Raw genomic sequence first — 19548 nt, forward strand, 5'->3', positions numbered from 1 at the left:
GTCGCCTTGGCGGGTCAGAACGCGTACACCAACGTGGCCGTGGCGCTGCGTGGGCTGCCATACCAGCCGCGCGCGCCAATCGCCGTGTAGTAGGTTTTGTCCAACACGTTGTTGAGGTTCAGTGAAACGCTGGTCTGCGGCGTGAAGGCATATTGAGCCATCAGGTCGACCACACTGTAGGGGGCCTGGGTGAACGTTTCGTTGTTGGGCCCGGCGCTCTTGTAATACTCGGTACCCTGCCAGCGCACACCACCCCCTACCTTCAACTGTGGCAGGGTCGGCAGGCGGTAGCTGGTGAACAGTTTCAAGGTGTCTCGCGGTATTTCAGTGTTCAGGCGGTCGCCATCCGAATCCTTGCTCACCGCATAGGTGTAGCTGGCCGAGACCTGCCAATCAGGCAAAATCTCGCCCGCCATTTCCATCTCGAAACCACGTGTCTTGGTACCCGATTCGGCACGGTAGGCCTGGTTGCCGTCTGGCGCCAGGTTGCTTCCGTCGGCTACCGCCAGGTTGTCCTGGTGCACCTCGAAAACGCTGAAAGCCGCGGTCAGGCGCTGGTCCCAGAACTCACTCTTCAGACCGAGCTCGTAGTTAACGCCTTCCAACGGGTCCAGGTAGGTCCCGTTGATATCCTTGTTGCTCTGCGGTTTGAAAATGGTGGTGTAACTGGCATAGGCCGACCAGTGCTCGTTGAGGTCATACACCAGGCCAAGGTAGGGCGTGACGACCCCGGTTTCGCTACGCGAGGTGCGGCTTGTCGCGCCGGACGACAGGGTGGTAGAGGTTTCGTCGCGTTTCCAGTCGATCAGCCGCGCCCCGGTAATCAGCGACAGGTCATCGGCCAGGCTCCAGCGTACCGAAGCCACCAGGCCGTCCTGGGTTTCATCCAGCGCATCTTCCGAGGACTTGGCATGGATGGCGTCTGGTATCGCCAGCGAACCGTCCCAGGTGTAAATGTTGTCGATGGTCTGGATCGCCCACAGTGGGTAACCGTCGTTGCGGTAGTAGGCGCGGTAGTGACTGGCCCCGAGGTAGGCCTGGTGCTCGCGTGACAACAGCGCGAACGGGCCCGACGCCGACAGGTCGAACGAGGTCTGCCGGGGCTCGCCGGCCCAACGCCCCGTCCAGGTGCTGATGCCACTGCCATCGGGCTTGACGGTGCCGCTGGCAGCGGTGGCGAAGGCGTCGTCATAGCTGCGACGGCTGTGTTCGGCATTCAGTTTCAACTGCCAGCCGTTGTCCAGTTGATGCTCCAGCGTAGTGAATACCGTCTTGGTGCGACGCTTGTGATAGCTCCAGTCCGAAGCCGAATTGAACGCGCGGGAGGGGCTGAAGTGACTGCCATCTGAATTGAACATCGGGAAGCCGTGGTTACCTGCCCCGTCGTTGTCCATCTCCTGATATTCCGCACCTGCTGTCAGCATCGTGCTGTCGGTGATGTCCCACTCCAGCACCCCATAGGCCACCTGCCGTTCCAGCGATTGGCGGTCGACGTAGCTCTGGCTGTCGGTATTGGAGGCGACAAAGCGCCCGCGAACATTGCCGCTTTGCGTCAACTTGCCAGAAACGTCCAGCTCGGTGCGGTAGTTGTCCCACGAGCCCGCTTTCAAGGTCAGCTTGCGTTGTGTTTCCAGGGTCGGCTTCTTGCGGATCAGGTTGACGGTGGCGCCCGGGTCGCCAGTGCCGGACATCAGGCCCGTGGCACCGCGCACTACCTCTACCCGGTCATAGGACACCATGTCGGAGAGGTCGTCCCTGAAGCCAAAGGTATCGGGGCGGTTGATGCCGTCCACCTGGATGCTGCCGACCTCGAAGCCGCGCACGTAGATATGGTTGGCGTCGCTTCCGGCGGGCCCCATGCTGTCAACGACCACGCCTGGTGTCTGTTCAAGCACCTGGGCAACATCGTTCAGGTTCTGGTCTTCAATCTGCTGGCGGGTGACCACGCTGACCGATTGGGGTGTCTCGCGTGCAGACAGCCGCAGCCCGGTTGCGGTATTGACCGAGCCGGTGGTGTAGCTGCCGGTGCCTTCGGTGGTGGCACCCAGGGCCATGCTGGAGACGGTGGTTGCCGCAAGCTCCATGGCGCCATCCTGCTCAGCGCTGACCAGCATGAAGTGCTTGTCGCCCGCTGCCTGCACCTGCAAGCCACTGCCTTGCAGCAGTTCTGCCAACGCCTGATGCAGCGCGTAATTGCCGTTCAGCCCTTTGCTGTGCAAGCCTGCGACTGCTTCATGGCTGAAACTGATGACTGCCCCGCTGGCGTCGGCAAACTGGTCGAGTGCGTGAGCCAATGACCCTGCCGGGATGCTGTAACCCACAGGCTCGACCCAGGCATGTGCAGTGCCCAGCAGCGAGCCCGCGAAGCTGACCGCTAGCGCGGTTTGGCGAATACGGGTGGCGGGGGAGGAAAAGCGAGCGGACATCCATTGACTCCTTGCTGATCGAATACAAGTGCTCCCAGTAACAAACGTGTTGTTGACGGAAATACTTAGTAGCAAGGTGCAGATAGGGCTGAGGATCTACTTTGGCAGTAATATCCTCATCGCAGCACAAGGCTGCTCCTGCCAGTGCTGTACAGGCTTTGAAACCGACATGCAGGCTCTCGGTACTTGCCCAGGCAGTGTCCGGACGGCGCCCGTGACCCCGCGCATTCACCGGAAATGGAACCTACCGAAGATGACCCGCCAAGCGTTTGCCCCTTATCAGAGCCTTGCCACTGACTTGCTGAAGTATCTGCCGTCCGACCAGCGTGATGGCTCCCACGACTTGGCCCATATTCAGCGCGTGTGGGTCAATGCGCACCGGATTCAGCGGGTAGAGGGTGGCGACCTTGAAATCTTGCTTGCGGCGACGGTGCTGCACGACTGTGTGGCGGTGGAAAAGCATTCGCCGTTACGTGGGCAGGCCTCGACGTTATCGGCGAACAAGGCTGCATCAGTCCTTGCTGAGATGGGCTGGCCGAGTGGGCGTGTTGAGCAGGTAGTGCATGCGATCAAAACGCACAGTTACTCGGCGGGGTTCGAACCGCTGACACGTGAGGCCTGCATCCTTCAGGACAGTGACCGGCTTGACGCCATAGGCGCGGTGGGTATTGCCCGGTGTTTTTACGTCGCCGGGCGAATGGGGTCGGCGCTCTATGACGTCGAGAATCCTTTCGCGCAGCAGAGGGCGTACCAGGACGGGGCGTATGCCATCGAGCACTTCCAGACCAAACTGCTCAAGCTCGCTTCGGGCTTTAAGACCCAAGAAGGGGCTCGCCTTGCTGCCGAGCGTCATACCCGGCTTGAAACCTTTCTTACCCAGTTCATGGACGAGATTACCGGGGCCGGTTAGTCATGCCGGGCTCATACCGTCCTTGAATTCAGTCAGCCCAGCGCCACAGCGGCTCATCCAGCAACCCAACCCCCCGCAGCTGGGTTTGCCCTTGTATTTTTTCCAGCTCTAGCACATTGCACCCGTCACAGGCTGCCAGCGCGTTGATTAATGGCGCACTGTGCGATACCACCCAAACCTGGCTACGGCGTGATGCACGAATGATCAGCCGCGCCAAGGCCGGGAGCAGGTCCGCGTGCAGACTGGTTTCCGGTTCGTTCAAGACCATCAGCGATGGCGGCCGTGGTGTGAGCAGGGCGGCCATCAGCAGAAGATAACGCAGGGTGCCGTCTGACAATTCAGCACCCTCGAGCGGGCGCAAAAGACCGTGCTGGTGCAGCCGTACACTGAACAGCCCGCCAGGTGGCGCATTGACCTCCAGACGGCTGCCGGGAAACGCGTCATTCAGCGCTTCCACCAGATCCTCCACATCGCCAATTTCGATAATGGTCTGCAACGCCGAGGCAAGGTTGCGCCCGTCGTGATGCAGTACCGGCGAGCGAGTGCCCAGTTGGGGTTGACGGCAAGGCGCATCACGGTCAATCCGGAAGTGATCGTAAAACCGCCAGCTGTTGATGAACGCGCGCAGGTCACCGATTTCCGGTGCCTGGCGTGGCCGGCCGACGATGTTGAAAAAGCTCTCGCCGCTGTCAGCATGCTGATCGAGCACTGCCCAGCGGTTACCCTCGCGGGCCCGCACCAGGGCATTCTTGCGCTCGACCAGCAAGGAAGAGGGGCGATAGGCGCCAGCGCCCCAGATGGCCTCGCACTTTATTTCAGGGTCGAGCATGAACGCGCTCGGATACGGCAGGGGAATTGGCAGGCCGAGGGTGATGGCAAAACCGAGGTCTTCGGTGGCAAAGCCCAGGCGCAGGCGCCTGACTTCGCTCGGATGCTGGCCTTGGATGGGCACTTCGCCGCGCCGCATTCGTGCGCTGGTTTCTGGGCCGGCCCACCAGGTCGAATCCAGCCCGCCTTCACGGGCGAGGGCTTCGACCACACCGCCCTGTGCGGTTTCGGCCAGCAGGCGCAGCGCCTTGTACAGGTTGGATTTGCCGCTGCCGTTGGCACCGGTCACCAGGTTGAGTTGGCTCAGCGGCAGCACCAGGTGGTTGATCGAGCGGTAGTTGCCGATGGCGAGGGTAGTGAGCATGCAGTGCTTCCCAGCGTGGACCAGGCGACCGATTGTGGCCGAAGCGTGCCTCCCTTGTCAGCCATCCCTGCTGAGGCGGTTGCAAGTGAAGCAGGCGTGCGCACCGTCTATAGTGTGGGGCAACCTCTCTCGCAAAGGATGCTCACATGGCCAGATCAACAATCATGACAGCCGTTGTCACCTCATTGGCGGTGGCCTTGGCCTCTGGCCCGGTGCTCGCCGACCCGGGTAATGGCAAAGGCCAGGGCCAAGGTCAGGGGCACGGCAAGGGCCAGGCGCCGCACGCCCAGGGCCAGGGCAATTCGGGCGGCCACAAGCAGAGCGTCGGCGGCAATGACTGGCACGGCGGCCCGTCCATCGACCGTGGCGATGTACTGGGCATCCTCGGTGGCCACCGCAACTACTGGAGCCCGGGCCCGGCATTGCCTCCAGGTATTCAGAAGAACCTGGCCCGCGGCAAGCCCCTGCCACCTGGTATCGCCAAGAAACTGGATGGCCGTCTGTTGGGGCAGCTGCCTCACTACGACGGGTATGAGTGGATGCAAGCGGGCGCAGACCTGATTCTGGTCGCCGTGGCGACCGGGATCATTTATGAGGTGTTGAACGGGGCGTTCGACTAAGGCCGCAGGTGCGAGCAGTCCGCTCGGTCCCTGCAGGCGTTGGCGTGCCTGCGATGGGCTGCGCAGCAGCCCAACGGCCTATCAACGCCGCCGCAACACCGCGGCCAGCCCAAGGGTCAGCACCACAGCGCACAGCATGGCCAGCCCGATGGTAACGCCAACGCCCCACGTTTCCAGCAGCCCCGCCAATACCAGATAGAACGCAATCACCCCCACCGCGCCGATCGCATTCCCCCGCACCATCGCCGCCATCCCGGCTCGCCCGCCCTGCACATGGGCGAACACCACCAGTGGCCAGGCAATCACCGGAATCGGCGCCAGCATCCCGCTGGTCGCCGGGCCCAGCCAACTGGCCAGGCTGGTGGTGATCATCAGCAGGGAAGTGGCAGATACCATGCGCAACGGGATTTCCCAGTGCCGGTGCCGGGGGCGGGCCAAGGTATCAGGTTTGGGCTCGCGGCCGCTGGCGCGGATCAGCACGCCGATCAGTACCAACGCCACTGCAATCGACAGGTACAGGCTGCCCCAGTGGGTAAAGGCATAGGCGGCCAGGCCATAGAACAGCAACGCCAGCAGTACGGCCACGGCGATGCCGAGTGTGCGCGTGGCCAGCAGGTAGACGGTGTAGGTGGCCTGCACCGCCGCCAGGCCGCCCAGTGCGCCGGGCAATGCGCCCAGGGCGAAGGCCGTGCCCTGTTCCAGGCACAGGAAGGTCATCACCAGCGCCGAGGTGATCGGCAGGCCGGACAGCAATCCGCCTAGCAGGCCGCCCCAGCGCCGGGAGGCGAGGGAGATGGCCCACATCAGCAGGGGGGTGATGGTGAGTTTCAGGTAAAACAGGGTCATTGCGGGTACATCCCACGCTTGATGAAGGTGCGCCCGCCTTCGACATGGGGTAGGGCGCGGAGGAATCAGCCGCGGCTGGCCTCCAAGGCCTGGGCCAGGTCGGCGATGATGTCGTCACTGTGTTCGATGCCGATCGACAGGCGCACCATGTCCCGTGGCACGCCGGCCTTCTCCAGTTCCTCGTCGTTGAGCTGACGGTGAGTAGTGGACGCGGGGTGGCAGGCCAGTGACTTGGCGTCGCCGATGTTCACCAGGCGTACCACCAACTGCAATGCATCGATGAAGCGCGCGCCAGCCGCCTGACCACCCTTGATACCGAACGACAGGATCGACGCCGGCTTGCCGCCGGTGTAGCGCTGGGCCAGTTCATGTTCGGGGTGGTCGGGCAGCCCGGCGAACTTCACCCAGGCCACTTGCTCGTGGGCTTGCAGGTAATGGGCGACCTTTAGCGCGTTCTCGGTATGGCGCTCCATGCGCAGGGCCAGGGTTTCCAGGCCTTGCAGGATCAGGAAGGCGTTGAATGGCGACAGCGCGGCGCCGGTGTTGCGCAAGGGCACCACACGGCAGCGGCCGATGAAGGCGGCAGGCCCGAAAGCTTCGGTGTAGGTGACGCCGTGGTAGGACGGGTCGGGGGTGTTGAGCAGGGCGAAGCGTTCCTTGTTTTCGGCCCAGGGGAATTTGCCGGAGTCGATGACGATGCCGCCGATGCTGGTGCCGTGACCGCCGATGTACTTGGTCAGCGAGTGCACGACGATATCGGCGCCGTGCTCGAACGGTCGGCACAGCACCGGGGTGGCCACGGTATTGTCGACGATCAGCGGCACCCCGTGGCGGTGGGCGGCCTCGGCCAGCGCAGCGATATCAACGATATTGCCGGCGGGATTGCCGATGGACTCGCAGAATACCGCTTTGGTACGCGCGTCGATCAGCGCTTCGAGGGCGGCGATATCGTCATGGGCCGCGAAGCGGGTGTGGATTCCCATGCGTGGCAGGGTGTGCGCCAGCAGGTTGTAGGTGCCGCCGTACAGCTTGGCCACCGAGACGATATTGTCGCCGGCTTCGGCGACGGTCTGGATGGCGTAGGTGATAGCCGCCATGCCCGAGGCTACGGCCAGCGCGCCAACCCCACCTTCCAGGGCGGCCATGCGCTGCTCGAGCACGTCGTTGGTGGGGTTCATGATGCGCGAATAGATGTTGCCGGCAACCTTCAGGTCAAACAGGTCGGCGCCGTGCTGGGTGTCGTCGAAGGCGAAGGAGGTGGTCTGGTAGATCGGTACGGCCACCGCCTTGGTGGTCGGGTCGGGGCTGAAGCCCGCATGGATGGCAAGCGTTTCCAGCTTCATGCAATCGTTCCTTGAGCGTGGGTGGAAGCGTTCGAGCATGCGGCGGCGAGCGGGCGTGGGTCAAGGAGGATCATTCTGGTGGTCCCTGCGCGGCGTTTGCGGCCACTGACTCGACAGTAAAGATATGCAAAGTTTCCCTGTGCCATCACACCGCAGCTCTAGAATCCTGTCGCTGCCCAATCAGCTAAGGCAGGCAGCAGATCTAGCCTTGTGGAGCGTTTCAATGAAGTCGAAAAACCTTTTGCGCGCAGCCTTGGTGGCGGCGCTGGTATCCGCCTTGTCGGGTTGCTGGATTTTCATGCCACCGGGTGGTGGCGGTGGTCATGGTGGGGGTGGCCACGGCGGTGGTTTTGGTGGCCATCAGGGTGGCGGCCCGCGCTAATTTGACCCCGCGATGGACCGCGCCATCTCGGCCGGGTTGCAAGCGCGTACCCGGCACCGGCGCACCCCCTTGGTCGCCCGAACCGCGGGTGGCACAGCGCCGGTGTTTGCGCTTTAGGGCATGCAGGATGATGCGCTGATCGGCAGTTGATCCTGCTGCAGGTCTGGTTCCTGAGGCGAGCTCACTCTATTCGCCACCCCAAACGGTACATGCACCATCGGCAGGTTTCCCGCTGGCGATTGCAGGTGCGTGCGCTGGTCGTCGAAAAACACATGCGGCTTCAATATCGACAACACCCTGGGTTTATCCATACCGCCTAGAAAAAAGCACTCATCCGGGGATACGCCCCAATCCTTCAAGGTTGTCACTACTCGCTCGTGCGAAGGCGCGTTGCGCGCCGTGACGATGGCAATGCGCAGAATCCGCTGGTACGTCGGGTCCTCGGCCAGCTTGCGGTCCTCCAGCATGCGTATCCGCGAAAGCTTGCGGTAAAGGTCTGCCAGTGGCCCCGGCGAATGCGGGGTGCCCTTGTGCATGCGCTCGTGTTCCTGAAAGTCGTCCAGGTTGTCGTTGCGCTTGTAAACACGCTCTGCCTCGTCGTCGGCAATCACGCCATCGAAGTCGAAGGCCACCCGCAGCTCAGTGTCGATTTCATCGTCGTAGATGCGCGTAGGCAGTACACGCCCGGCAGGGTAGTTGGCGTCGATGGCCTTTTGCACATCTTCCTCGTTGGCGCTGAGGAACAGCGAGGCATTGAACGCCGGGATGTATTCGTAGGGCGAGCGGCCCGACATGAATGCCGCGCGGGTGATGTCCAACTGATAGTGGCTGATGGAGCGGAATACCCGCAGGCCGGTTTCCGGCGAGTTGCGCGAGAGCAGCACCACTTCCACCGGCAACTGGTCGGGGAACGCCTTGTTGATGCTCAGGAAGCGGCGAATGAACGGGAGCGCCACCCCACTGGGGAACGGCTCGTCCAGGTTCTGCTCCTGGTGTTGGCGGTAAGCCTCGACACCTTGTGTCTGGTAGATGTCATCGGAAACGGAGAGGTCGAACAGCGCACTCGAGGCAACGCCGATGACCAGTTTTTCTTCAATGGGGTAGGGCATGAAGCGGCTCCTGCGAGTGGCATGAAGGCAAGTGTACGCGCACGTTCTGACGAAAGCCGTCAATTGCGCGACTGAGCAGTGGATCCGTTGATGTCATTTTGATAGCTTCTCGCCCCTTACCGCAGTATCCGGACAGTGATTGATGAACCAGCTACATGAACACGGCACCCTGACTCCGCTTGCCGAGGCGAATGGAAACACGATGCACGAGCCCCACGATGAGGCAGACGCGTCGGCCCAGCAGGCCACCGGGCATGACGCACTGCAGGCCAGTATCGAGGCGCTGAATAAAAAGCTCGTGGCAACTACCCTGGCCCGTGTGCAGAAGGAAGGGGCGATTCGCAAGCACCTTGAGCAGTGCCAGCAGCAACTGGCCGCCAGCAATCAGGCTCGGGAGGGGCTGTCCATCACGGTGACCACGGCACTGAAGAAGCTCGCGCTGGCAGCGAGCACCCAGGCAGACCGTGTGGACAGTGTGGAGACGCGCTTGACCGGCCTGGCTGAGCGCCAATGTCAATGCGTGGCGCAGTCAGCAGCCGGTTGGCCCGCGTACCTGGAACGTCATGGAGTGTCGTTGGTCGCCTTGGCCGTGGCTGTGTTTACGCTGGGGCTGCACCTGCTTGGGTAGTGCAACCTCAAGGCTGCACTGGGTTCAGCGTTGAAGTGCCAAAGCTTGCGGGTTGGCGACGTTCTTCGGCACCCCTTCGAAAAACGCCAGCACATTGTCGAAGGCGTCACCGAAGTACAGCTCGTAGCCGTTCTTCTCCACATACCCCAGGTGGGGCGTGCTGAGTACACGTGGGTGGCGCAGCAGTGGATGGGCCGGGTCGAGTAACGGCTCCTCCTCATAAACATCCACCGCCGCGTAGCCCGGCCGCCCGACATCCAATGCCTGCAGTAATGCGCCTGGTGCAATCAGTTCCGCGCGGCTGACGTTCACCAGCAAGGCGTCGGGCTTCATGTGGGACAGGTCGTCGAAGGTCACTCCATGGCGTGTCTGATCCGAAAGGCGCAGGTTCAGGCTGACAATATCCGCCTCGGCAAAAAACGCCTCACGCGAGGCGGCAGCAGCGTGGCCATGGGCTTTGGCTGCGGCGCGGCTGCTGTCGCTGCCCCACACCAGCACGGGCATGTCGAAAGCCTGCGCATAACGCGCCAGGCGCTGGCCGATCTTGCCATAGCCCCAGATGCCCAGCGTCTGCCCGGCCAGCGCCTGGCCCAGGTTGACCTGCCATTGGCCTTGGCGGAAGGCATCAATGGCCGGCACCAGTTGCCGGCGGGCATTGAGGATCAGCGCCCAGGCCAGTTCGGCAGGCGCTACCGGCGATCCGCGTCCCTCGGTCACGGCAATGCCGCGCGCGGTGCAGGCAGCCAGGTCGAGGTGGCTGGACACCTTGCCGGTCTGGCTGATCAGCTTGAGGTTGGGCAGGCGGTCGAGCAAGGCAGCGTCGATGCGTGTGCGTTCGCGGGTGAGTACCAGGGCGTCGGCATCGGCAAAACGTGCGGCAAGTTGTTCCAGCGTGGCAGGCGGGAGCTCATGAAGGACGCTGACAGCATGCCCGCTCAGCTTGCCGAAGCAATCGAGCGTACGGATTACATCCTGGTAGTCGTCGGGAATGACAATACGCATGTTGGTCTGACCCGGTCGGTACAGTGAAGTGTCGAAGATAACCTAACGGGCGGTTTCGGTGTCAGATCGGGCTGCAGTCGTCGCACACCATCACCGGCTCATGCGCGCCATCAAGCAGCTTCACGAACTGCCCGCCGATGAACCACGCCGGCCACGCTCTTCAGCACGCACCCCAACACCACCGCCGTCCCTGCACTGGCAAAGATCATTTCCCGCCCGGCGCTCTGTTGCTGCAACGCCACTAACGCCGGCGCTGCCGCCGCGGCCCCCAGTTGCAGCGCACTGACCCAGGGTGTCAACGTGCCGCGTGGGTCATTGGTGGCAATTGCCCCCATGTAGTAGGTTAGCGCCAGCACCCAGCCGAAGTTCATCAGAAACAGTGCCATGCACAGCTGATCGGCGTCATGTGTATAGCGCGCCAGCAGGGTGATTGACACAAGCACTATCAGCGAGCCCAGGCCGATCATCGGGCCGCGGCTCACCCGTGCGCCCAGCAGGCTGGGCAGGGCGCCGCCAGGCAAGCCACCCAGTATTCCCAGCCCGAACGCCCAGCCCACATCCACCGCCTCGATGCCACGTTCGCGCGCCAACTGTTCGACAAACCCCCACAACGAATAGATCGCCAACTGCAGGCACAGCATCCCCAGCAGGGCGTAGCGCCCGATAATCGCTGAGCCGCGGCCTGGCTGCGCCAGGCGCACGGGGGTTACACGCTGCAGCCGTACCGGAATGAACAACGCAGCCATAGCGACCAGCACGAACCAGAAACCCAGTGATGCAATCGCCGTGCGGTGACCGAACTGCTCTGCCAGTTGTGGCAGACAGGTCGCGTACAGGGCAAAGACAGCGGTTTGAATCAGCAGCGACAGGCCGTACGAGCGATCCTGGCCCGGCAGCCGGCCAAGCCCGCTGATCGACCCGGCATACAGCAGGCCCGCAGCGATACCACAGGCAAAACGGCACAGAATCAGGTTCGTCAAAGTGTCCAGCGCAGCGCTGAGGAGGTTCAACATCAGCGCTGCAAAGGCTGCCGCCAGGTACAGCCCACGGCCACTTGGATGACGTCTTGGTATTGATAGCAGCAGGCAGCCGAGCAGTGTTCCGCTCATTTCACTGGAAAGTACCCAGCCCTGTTGGCTAAGGTCCAGATGCAACCGCTCGGCCAGCAGGCCGATGAAGATGGGTTGTACGCCAATGATGATCAAGGCCGTGGCGGCGATGTAGATCAGCGCAGCACGCAGAAGCAGGGTGTTGTTATTGTTGTGCATGGTCGGGTCCGGGGTCAGGCGCGGGGCAGGGTACCTGCGTCGTGGGTGATGCGGCCGTTCATTACGGTCAGCGCTACTTCGGTATTGCCGATCTGGTAGCGGTCCAGTTCGAACAGGTCCTGCTCCAGCACGATGATGTCGGCACGCTTGCCAACGGTGATCGAACCGATTTCCCGTTCCAGGCCCAGTTGGTATGCACCGTTGAGGGTATAGGCGGCGATCAGTTGCGGGATACTCAGGCGCTCGTCGGCATCGGGCATCACAGGGGCATCGGGTTCGCCACTAAGCTGGCGGGTGTGGCCCGATTCGATGTGTTCCACCGGCTTGTGCTGGCATCGGCATTGGCACACCAGGCCGTCCATGCCGATGGACACGGTCACACCTTGGTCGATGAAGCTGCGGAATTTATACATCGACGCCCAGCGTGGGTAGCCATAGGTCTGCTGGATGGCCTCGGCGTAGGCATCGACCACGCCCCACTGCAACTGGGTGTTGGCCATGACGCCGATACGGCGAAAGCGCGGTATGTCGTCGGGGTGGGTGAGAAAGGCGTGAGTGATGACGTGACGACGGTCGCGGGGCGGATTGCTGGAGAACGTGCGCTCGAACACGTCCAGCGCCATGCGCACGGCGGCATCGCCCACTGCATGCACCATCACGTCGATACCGAGGGCGTCGGCCTTGCGCACATGGCCCTCGAACACTTCCTCGGGCATGGTCGTCGACCCGCAGCTGTGTGGCTTGTCGCAATAGGGCTCGAGCAGGAACGCGGTGTGGTTCAGCTCGGTCCCGTCCAGCATCAGCTTGAGGGTCTGCGCCTTGACCAGCGGCGAGTCGTAGCGTTCGCGCATGGCCTGCAGCCGCGTGACCGGATCGTCCTCGGTGCCCATGTTGATGTAGCTGCCGACCACCCGCAGTTTCAGGCGCTCCTCACGCTCCAGTTGCTGCAGGGTTTCATACAGCAGCGACTGGTCGCCAGCGGGGTCGAGGAACCCGGCATCGAATACCGTGGTAATCCCGGCCGCCACCAGTTTCTCTTGCCAAAAAGGAATCGAGCGCAGGTACAGGTCGATGCCTGTCGGTAGGTAGCCGGCTTCGCTCAGACGTTGCATCAGCAGCGAATAGGCGGCGCAGTCAATGATCACACCCGTGGGCTCGCCGGTGATCGGGTCCTTTTCGAACCAGCTGGCGCCCTCTTCTACTGGCGGGGTGTTGCGGTCGATCCCGGCAGCGTTCAGGGCGAAGCTGTTGACCCACATGGTGTGATAGTCGGTGGACAGCAGGCACACGGGCTTGTCCGCACAGATGGCATCCAGTACTTCGCGGCGCAACATATGCCCAGGCATCAATGGCTGGATCCAGCCCATGCCGGTAATGGCTTTTTCACAGGGGTTGGCCTCGACGTAGGCCTGGAGCAGGGCCAGCACCTGTAGCGGGTCGGTATGGTTGACCAGCGCCTGAAAGGCAAAGGCGGTAGAGGAAAAATGCCAGTGAGACTCGACGAAGCCCGGCAGCACCAGTTTGCCGCCGGCATCCAGCAGGCGTGTGGCAGGGCCGGCGTATGCCATGACGCTGCCGTGGTCGCCCACGCAAACGATGCGTTCGCCGCAGATGGCCACCGCCTCAGCCCAAGGCCTGTGCGGGTCGACCGTGTAGATGCGGGCATTGTGAATAATGAGGTCTGCGGCGGTGGACATGGCAACTCCCAGGTCAGAATGGAGCATTAGTTTTGAGTTCATTAAAACTTTTAGTCAATAAAATATTTTTACGGCGCAGCTTTGCGTTATGCTGTGCGCCGACGTGTACGATTCGAAAAAGGTGTGAATGTGAGCGGACTGCGCGAGCAGCAGAAGGCGATGCGTCGTGAAACCATCAGCCGAACGGCGCTAGGCCTGTTTGAAACGCAGGGTTACCAGACCACCACCATGGAGCAGATCGCGCGCTTGGCCGCAGTGTCGGTGCCCACGGTGTTTGCTTATTTCGGCAGCAAGCAGGAAATTTTGCTGGAGAAGCTCCGCGAGGCCGACCACCGGGCGGTGACCGAAGCCCGGCGGCGCCTGCCGGAATTCGACGATGCGCTGGAGGCCCTGTGCTGCTACGAAGCGCACTTGACCGATTACGCATTCGAGGTGCTGCCTGCACCGCTCTGGCGCGAGATATTGCCGCCGTTGCTGCCGTTGCTGGGGGCTGAGCAGCAGGGCGTGCCGGATGCGTACAGGCGCGTCAACGACGCGTTGGTCAACGAGTTGAAATGCCTGCTACAGGACTTGTGCGACAGCGGCAGGCTGGCGGCTGGGCTGGACGTGGGCTATGCGGCGTTCCTGATCAACGATTACGGGCACCTTCAGTTGCTGCGCCTTTGCAGCCGCGAGCCGCTGGACATGACGGCACACCGGGCGGATGTGCGGCGGTTCATGGGCTTTATCCTGGCCGGCATGCAAGCGCGATGAGACTGATCAGGGCGCGCGTGGGCGGCCCTGTCGCGACATGAGGCCGACCCTACAGGCCGTCAGATAGCTGTTCCACCAGAAAATCCACAAACACCCGCACCCGCGCCGGCATCGCCGGGCCGCCGACGAACACCGCATGAATCGGTTCCCGATCACCCGGGTTGTAAGCCTCCAGCAACGGCACCAGTTGCCCGTTGGCCAGGTCATCGGCCACGGTAAAGGTGCCGATACGCGCCACGCCGGCGCCCAGCCTGGCCAGCTGTGCCAGCGCTTCGCCGCTGCTGCATTCGATATTCCCTTTAACCTTCAGTGAGAACGTATGCCCGTCGCGGTGAAACGGCCAGTCGGGCATCGCGCGGCGGAAGTTGAAGCGCAGGCAGTTGTGCCGGGCCAGGTCTTCAGGTGCAAGCGGGGTACCGTGGCGTTGCAGGTAATCGGGCGAGGCCACCACTACCTGGCCGGTCTCGCCAATGGCGCGAGCGCTCAACGAGCTGTCCGGCAGGTGACCGAAGCGCAGTGCCACGTCGGCCTGGCCGCCGAGAATGTCAGCCACCTCGTCGCTGAGGGTCAGGTCAACCAGCACTTGCGGGTAGCGTGCGCTGAAGGCCGCCAGCAGCGGCACTACGGTCAACCGGGCATGGCCCAGCGCAGCGCTGACCCGCAAGCGCCCGCGTGGCACGCCTTGGTCAGTGATGGCTTCTTCCACTTCCAGCATGTCCGCCAGCACCCGCCGTGCGCCGCGCAGGTAGGCCTCTCCCTCGGGGGTGAGGGTGAGCGCCCGGGTCGTGCGCAGCAGCAGGCGGGTACCCAGGCGCTGTTCGGTGCGGGCGAGAATGCGGCTGACCGCCGAGGGCGTCAGGCCTAGCGCTCGGGCGGCAGCAGACAGGCTGCCCGCTTGCGCCACCTTGACAAAAATCTCCATCTCGCCGGATCTGCCACTGAAGTCCATTTGTGCCTCTCGAGCAAAGGTGGTTCGCAAAAATGCAGTCTAGTGCGCATTTTAAACGGATCGTAGCATTTGCGGCATAGATAAGGAGCTTGCCATGCGTATCAATCCACCGCTTATCGCACTCGCCATCGGTGCCTTCGGCATCGGCGTTACAGAGTTCGCCCCCATGGGCATGTTGCCCAGTATCGCTACCGACCTTGGCGTTTCCATCCCTGCTGCCGGGCTGCTGGTCAGTGCCTATGCCATCGGCGTGCTGATCGGCGCGCCGCTGATGACCCTGGCCACGGTGAAGATCCCGCGCCGTTACCTGTTGATCGGGCTGATGGCCATTTTCACCTTGGGCAACCTGATGTCGGCCCTGGCCAGCGACTACGCCAGCCTGCTGGTGGCCCGCGTGGTCACTTCACTCAACCACGGCGCCTTCTTTGGCATCGGCTCGATCGTCGCGGCCAGTGTGGTGCCGCCGGCGAAGCGCGCCGGGGCCGTGGCTGCAATGTTCATGGGGTTGACCCTGGCCACCATCGGCGGCGTGCCGTTGGCGACCTGGTTGGGTGAAATGCTGGGTTGGCGCACGGCGTTCTGGGGGATTGCCGGGCTTGGCCTGGTGGCGATGACCACGCTCTGGTACGCACTGCCCAATGTTGCGTCGCCCAAGGGCGAGGGTGCCCTGGCCGAGATCCGTGTGCTGGGCCGCAGGCCGGTACTGGCGGCCTTGTTGCTGACCGTGGTGGGTTCCAGCGCCATGTTCACGGTGTTCACCTACATTGCGCCGATCCTGCAGCATGAAGCGGCGGCGTCCACCCCTTTCGTGACGGCCATGCTGGTGCTGTTCGGTGTCGGCCTGACCTTGGGCAACGTGTGGGGCGGCAAGGCGGCGGACCGCTCGATCGATCGTACCCTGATCCTGTCACTGGCTGGGCTGATTGCCGTGCTGCTGGTGTTTCCGCTGGTACTGGACTGGCCGCTGCCGACTGCCCTGGCGATCCTGGTTTGGGGGGCGGCCAGCTTTGCCCTGGTGCCGCCGCTGCAAATGCGGGTCATGGAAGCGGCCAAGGATGCGCCCAACCTGGCCTCGGCGGTGAACATTGGCGCGTTCAACCTGGGCAATGCGATCGGTGCGGCGCTGGGCGGCGCGGTGATCAACGCCGGGCTGGGCTACCCGGCGATTTCCCTGGCGGGGGCTGCGATGGCGGCGCTGGGGCTGGTGCTGGTGCTGCTGCTTGCCTGGCGTGGGCGAGGGGTGGTAGCCGGGCGGCAGGTTGCGCTGTAACAGGCCGGAACCTTGGGGCACCTTGCGCCCCTGGATACACGTCCTTGCGGGTACTACGGGGTACCGTTTCGGCCATGCAGGTGATAGGCAGGGCGCTCGCTCAGGCGCTCGTAATAATCGCGCACCGCGGGCAGGTGCGGGTGCTCGAACGGCGTTTCGAACCAGCGGTTGACCGACAGGCCGATCGGGATGTCGGCCAGGGTGAACTGGCTGCCGGCCACATAGGCACCGGTGCCGGCCAGCTGGCGGTCGAGGATGCGCATGTAACGTGACCACTCGGCACAACCGGCAGCCAGTGCTTGCGGGTCCTGGTGAGCGGGCGAATGCCTGACCAGCGACATGAACGCGTAGCTCCAAGAGCGGTTAAGGTCCGAGGCCTGCCAGTCGATCCACTGGTCGATCCTCGCCCGCGCCTGGGCCTCGCCGGGATAGAACGCGGTGGCGCCGTAGCGGCTGGCCAGGTAGCGGATGATGCTATTGGATTCCCACAAGGTGAAGTCGCCGTCCTGGATCACCGGAACCATGGCGTTGGGGTTCAGCGCGAGAAACTCGGTGCTGTCCGTGGCCTTGAAGCCAGAACCCCAGTCTTCGCGCTCGAACGCGATCTCGAATTCGGCGCAGGCCCACAGGACTTTTCGCACATTGATGGAAGAGGCTCTTCCCAGTATCCGCAGCATGGTGTTCGTCCTTGTGTGGGGGCGGTTGATCGTCCGCCACTGCCGGGGGCGGGTCAAGGGGGCTGAGCGGGGGCTCGGCGCTCCCTGTGCAGGGTTCTTGTAGTCCATTTCCTAAAGTGACCCTTTCCACCCCTTTGTCATTGTAATGGGGTAGGCAGCGGCCTAGCCTCGGCAAGCGCCTAACCTTGAGGAATGGACATGGACAGCGAAACGCCGAAAAACACCAGCAAGCCCTATGTCGTGCAAGCCGCGAGCCGCTTTGGCAACAGCGATGCCGAACTGGTGCAAATGAAACCGCAACTGCCAATACGCACCGCACTGATGGAAGCTTCGGGCATCATGGGCTGCATCACCGAGATCACCCGCAAGGCCATCGACAGGCCTGACGACCGCCAGGTGATGATGAAGGCCACGTACTACCTGGCCGGGATGGCCAAGTCACTGATCGACGGCCAGCTGCTGCAGATACGTCAGGCGCGCGAAGGCGGGGGCGAAGCCTAGCCAGGCTTGCCTGGGGGGCGCGAACTTGGCACCCTTGGGCGGTTTTAATCGTCTGTAACACGACAGAAGGAAGCATGCATTGAGCTGGGACAAGGTGGGGAAGCTTCTCGTCGCCGTGCTGATCGGCCTGATGGTCCTGTTGGCCGCCTACGCGTTGCTCAGGGGCAATCCGCGCCTTGAGGCGTCACTGACCTATGCCTACCTCACTTACCCCAGCCAGTTCAGCGAGCGGATCAGCAAGGCCAGCGAACAGCTGAAGTACGAGCAGTTGCAGGGGCAAATCAACGGTATCGTTCAAGGCCAGCTGGGCCATGATCAGGTCGAGCGGCTCATTGAAATGGCGCAGGCCCCTTATGCCCAGCTGTTCGCCAAGCCTTTCGAGGCCGGGCTGGTCGACCACCGTACCGGCCTGCTGATCGAACTGCACAACAGTGGTGATGCGCAGGTCCGGCAGGTGAAAATCCGCCTGCCAGCCAAGGGCCTGGTGCAGGTGCGCGATGCTGCCGGCAACGACACGCTGCTGGAAACCGCCATTGCCCAGGTTGATATCCCGGCCATCGAGCCTGGTGGCACCTGCAAGGTGTGGGTGTATTTCGATGCCGACTACTCGCAGATCCGCCATGGTGGGGTCAGTATCAGCCATGCCGATGGTGAGGCCAATGTGCAGGTGTACCGCGAGGTCATCGGTTTTCCGGCCATGGTTGCCCGTTACAGCCGTGAGCTGATGATGCTGCTTGGCATACTGGCGGCCAGCGTACTGGGCTTGGCCTATGCCTGCCTGGCACGTCGTGGCCCGCGGTAAAACAGCCTGCAGAAAGATGCGTGCATGTGTTCTGCGATCAAGGGTCATTTGCTGAAAACGCAACACGCCCCCGCAGACGACCCTCTATAGTGCTCGGCATGACGAACCCCCTGCCGAGCCTGCCTGATGATCCCTTCTCTGGACGCCATTTTTTCTCGCCTGCGCCTGCGCCAGTTGCGTTTGCTGATCGAGCTGGACCGCTGTGGCTCGCTGCACAAGGCAGCTGAAGCCATGGCCATTTCCCAGCCCGGTGCCACCAAGGCCCTGCGCGAGGTTGAGGAGGTGCTGGGCGTACCGTTGTTCCAGCGAATGCCCAGCGGCCTGGTTGCCAACGACGTGGGCCGCTGCGTGGTGCGCTACGCGCGGCTGATCCACAGTGACCTGGGGCATCTGCGCGAAGAGGTGTTGGGCATCGTCCAAGGCCAGGGCGGGCGGCTGGCGGTGGGCAGTATCATGGGGGCTATGCCCACACTGGTCAGCGCCCTCGGGCGCTTGCGCCGCAAACAGCCGCAACTGGCAGTGGAAATCGCCGAGAATACCAGCGCCAACCTGCTCGTCCAGCTGGACGAAGGGCGCCTGGACTTGGCTATCTGCCGGCCAGGGCTGGGCCGCAACGCGGCGGAATATGGCTTTGTCGAACTGGCCCAGGAGCCGCTGGCGGTGGTCGCGCATCCGCAGCATCCGCTGGCCGGGGCGGCGGCACTCAAAATCAGCGACCTTAGCCATTATCGCTGGGTGGTTTATCCGGCCAACATGCCCATGCGCCAAGCGCTGGAACGCGAGTTGAGCGAGGCGGGGGTGGGGGTGTCGCGTTATCCGCTGGAGACCTTCTCCACCTTCGCCACCTTCATGCTGCTTGAAGATGACCCGACATTGGTGGCGGTCATTCCCCGTGCAGTGGCGGCCTTTGCCGAGCAGCGCGGGTTGCTGGTGTCGCTGGCGGTGCCGCTACGGGCGCTGAGCGAGCCGTTCGGCATCGTGCACCGGGTCGCGGCGCTGTTATCGCCTGCGGCACGATTGCTGGTGGAGGAACTGACGGCGGGTGAAGTGTGACGCTACCCCTCTATTCCCAGCCCGTTGTCGAAGCGCTGGTTGGGATAAGCGGCGGTTATCGGTGGATCAGTTCTTTTCATTATCGGTGGCCCTGTCCTGTGCTCTAGAGTGCCCCCCGGC

19 protein-coding genes are annotated in these 19548 nt (G+C 63.0%); 9 read left to right on the forward strand and 10 right to left on the reverse strand.

All coding sequences use genetic code 11. The annotated features are described in order from the left end of the window. Positions 1-14: 14 nt before the first annotated feature. On the reverse strand, positions 15-2426 hold the full coding sequence (locus AC3WLP_RS17845) for a TonB-dependent siderophore receptor (protein ID WP_088512770.1): 2412 nt from the start codon (positions 2424-2426) through the stop codon (positions 15-17). Between the two features lie 253 nt (positions 2427-2679). On the opposite strand from AC3WLP_RS17845, the gene AC3WLP_RS17850 reads away from it, so the two are divergent. Further along, complete coding sequence (locus AC3WLP_RS17850; RefSeq protein ID WP_047603956.1) at positions 2680-3336, forward strand: HD domain-containing protein; 657 nt, start codon at positions 2680-2682, stop codon at positions 3334-3336. A gap of 28 nt (positions 3337-3364) precedes the next feature. Here the strand turns inward: AC3WLP_RS17850 and AC3WLP_RS17855 are convergent, their stop codons facing one another. Next, positions 3365-4528 carry an AAA family ATPase gene (locus AC3WLP_RS17855; protein WP_012052856.1) on the reverse strand — a complete coding sequence of 388 codons (1164 nt, stop codon included), beginning with the start codon at positions 4526-4528 and terminating at the stop codon, positions 3365-3367. A gap of 146 nt (positions 4529-4674) precedes the next feature. Between AC3WLP_RS17855 and AC3WLP_RS17860 the strand changes: the two genes are divergently transcribed. Further along, entirely contained in the window at positions 4675-5148 is a 474-nt protein-coding gene (locus AC3WLP_RS17860; RefSeq protein WP_012052855.1) for an anti-virulence regulator CigR family protein, read from the forward strand. Positions 5149-5229: 81 nt separating this feature from the next. On the opposite strand, the gene AC3WLP_RS17865 is transcribed toward AC3WLP_RS17860, so the two are convergent. Together AC3WLP_RS17865 and AC3WLP_RS17870 are read right to left on the reverse strand one after the other, a co-directional pair. Further along, positions 5230-5994: a hypothetical protein gene (locus AC3WLP_RS17865; protein WP_003250736.1), complete on the reverse strand. Its 765-nt coding sequence runs from the start codon at positions 5992-5994 to the stop codon at positions 5230-5232. Between the two features lie 65 nt (positions 5995-6059). Next, a complete protein-coding gene (locus AC3WLP_RS17870) occupies positions 6060-7337 on the reverse strand; it encodes a bifunctional O-acetylhomoserine aminocarboxypropyltransferase/cysteine synthase (RefSeq protein ID WP_004575388.1) in 1278 nt (425 codons plus the stop codon). Between the two features lie 223 nt (positions 7338-7560). On the opposite strand from AC3WLP_RS17870, the gene AC3WLP_RS17875 reads away from it, so the two are divergent. Continuing rightward, positions 7561-7719 (forward strand): hypothetical protein, encoded by a 159-nt coding sequence (locus AC3WLP_RS17875; protein ID WP_178085924.1) that lies wholly within the window; start codon positions 7561-7563, stop codon positions 7717-7719. Positions 7720-7832: 113 nt separating this feature from the next. Here AC3WLP_RS17875 and AC3WLP_RS17880 read toward each other — a convergent pair whose 3' ends face one another. Continuing rightward, entirely contained in the window at positions 7833-8828 is a 996-nt protein-coding gene (locus tag AC3WLP_RS17880; protein WP_012052853.1) for a 5'-nucleotidase, read from the reverse strand. 142 nt (positions 8829-8970) lie between these two features. Between AC3WLP_RS17880 and AC3WLP_RS17885 the strand changes: the two genes are divergently transcribed. Continuing rightward, complete coding sequence (locus AC3WLP_RS17885; RefSeq protein WP_088512769.1) at positions 8971-9456, forward strand: hypothetical protein; 486 nt, start codon at positions 8971-8973, stop codon at positions 9454-9456. 24 nt (positions 9457-9480) lie between these two features. Here the strand turns inward: AC3WLP_RS17885 and AC3WLP_RS17890 are convergent, their stop codons facing one another. The 3 genes from AC3WLP_RS17890 to AC3WLP_RS17900 all read right to left on the reverse strand — a co-directional run bounded on the left by AC3WLP_RS17890 (position 9481) and on the right by AC3WLP_RS17900 (position 13423). Further along, entirely contained in the window at positions 9481-10458 is a 978-nt protein-coding gene (locus AC3WLP_RS17890) for a D-2-hydroxyacid dehydrogenase family protein (protein WP_012052851.1), read from the reverse strand. Between the two features lie 110 nt (positions 10459-10568). Continuing rightward, on the reverse strand, positions 10569-11726 hold the full coding sequence (locus AC3WLP_RS17895; RefSeq protein ID WP_103340276.1) for an MFS transporter: 1158 nt from the start codon (positions 11724-11726) through the stop codon (positions 10569-10571). 14 nt (positions 11727-11740) lie between these two features. Then, complete coding sequence (locus tag AC3WLP_RS17900; protein ID WP_014860867.1) at positions 11741-13423, reverse strand: amidohydrolase; 1683 nt, start codon at positions 13421-13423, stop codon at positions 11741-11743. A gap of 129 nt (positions 13424-13552) precedes the next feature. Here AC3WLP_RS17900 and AC3WLP_RS17905 point away from each other — a divergent pair, with 129 nt between their 5' ends. Continuing rightward, on the forward strand, positions 13553-14176 hold the full coding sequence (locus AC3WLP_RS17905) for a TetR/AcrR family transcriptional regulator (protein ID WP_012052848.1): 624 nt from the start codon (positions 13553-13555) through the stop codon (positions 14174-14176). A gap of 49 nt (positions 14177-14225) precedes the next feature. On the opposite strand, the gene AC3WLP_RS17910 is transcribed toward AC3WLP_RS17905, so the two are convergent. Continuing rightward, positions 14226-15125, reverse strand: a complete 900-nt coding sequence (locus AC3WLP_RS17910; RefSeq protein ID WP_014753541.1) for a LysR family transcriptional regulator — start codon at positions 15123-15125, stop codon at positions 14226-14228. A 94-nt stretch (positions 15126-15219) separates the two neighbouring features. Here AC3WLP_RS17910 and AC3WLP_RS17915 point away from each other — a divergent pair, with 94 nt between their 5' ends. Beyond that, positions 15220-16395 carry an MFS transporter gene (locus AC3WLP_RS17915; protein ID WP_012052846.1) on the forward strand — a complete coding sequence of 392 codons (1176 nt, stop codon included), beginning with the start codon at positions 15220-15222 and terminating at the stop codon, positions 16393-16395. A gap of 53 nt (positions 16396-16448) precedes the next feature. Here the strand turns inward: AC3WLP_RS17915 and AC3WLP_RS17920 are convergent, their stop codons facing one another. Further along, positions 16449-17072, reverse strand: coding sequence for a glutathione S-transferase family protein (locus tag AC3WLP_RS17920; RefSeq protein ID WP_003250753.1), 624 nt, complete (start codon positions 17070-17072; stop codon positions 16449-16451). 198 nt (positions 17073-17270) lie between these two features. Between AC3WLP_RS17920 and AC3WLP_RS17925 the strand changes: the two genes are divergently transcribed. From AC3WLP_RS17925 to AC3WLP_RS17935, 3 genes are all read left to right on the forward strand, one after another. Then, positions 17271-17573, forward strand: coding sequence for a DUF3077 domain-containing protein (locus AC3WLP_RS17925; protein ID WP_088512767.1), 303 nt, complete (start codon positions 17271-17273; stop codon positions 17571-17573). A 79-nt stretch (positions 17574-17652) separates the two neighbouring features. After that, entirely contained in the window at positions 17653-18375 is a 723-nt protein-coding gene (locus AC3WLP_RS17930) for a hypothetical protein (protein WP_088512766.1), read from the forward strand. 126 nt (positions 18376-18501) lie between these two features. Then, positions 18502-19428, forward strand: coding sequence for a LysR family transcriptional regulator (locus AC3WLP_RS17935; protein ID WP_088512765.1), 927 nt, complete (start codon positions 18502-18504; stop codon positions 19426-19428). Positions 19429-19548 lie beyond the last annotated feature (120 nt).

The organism is Pseudomonas sp. FW305-E2, assembly GCF_058782925.1.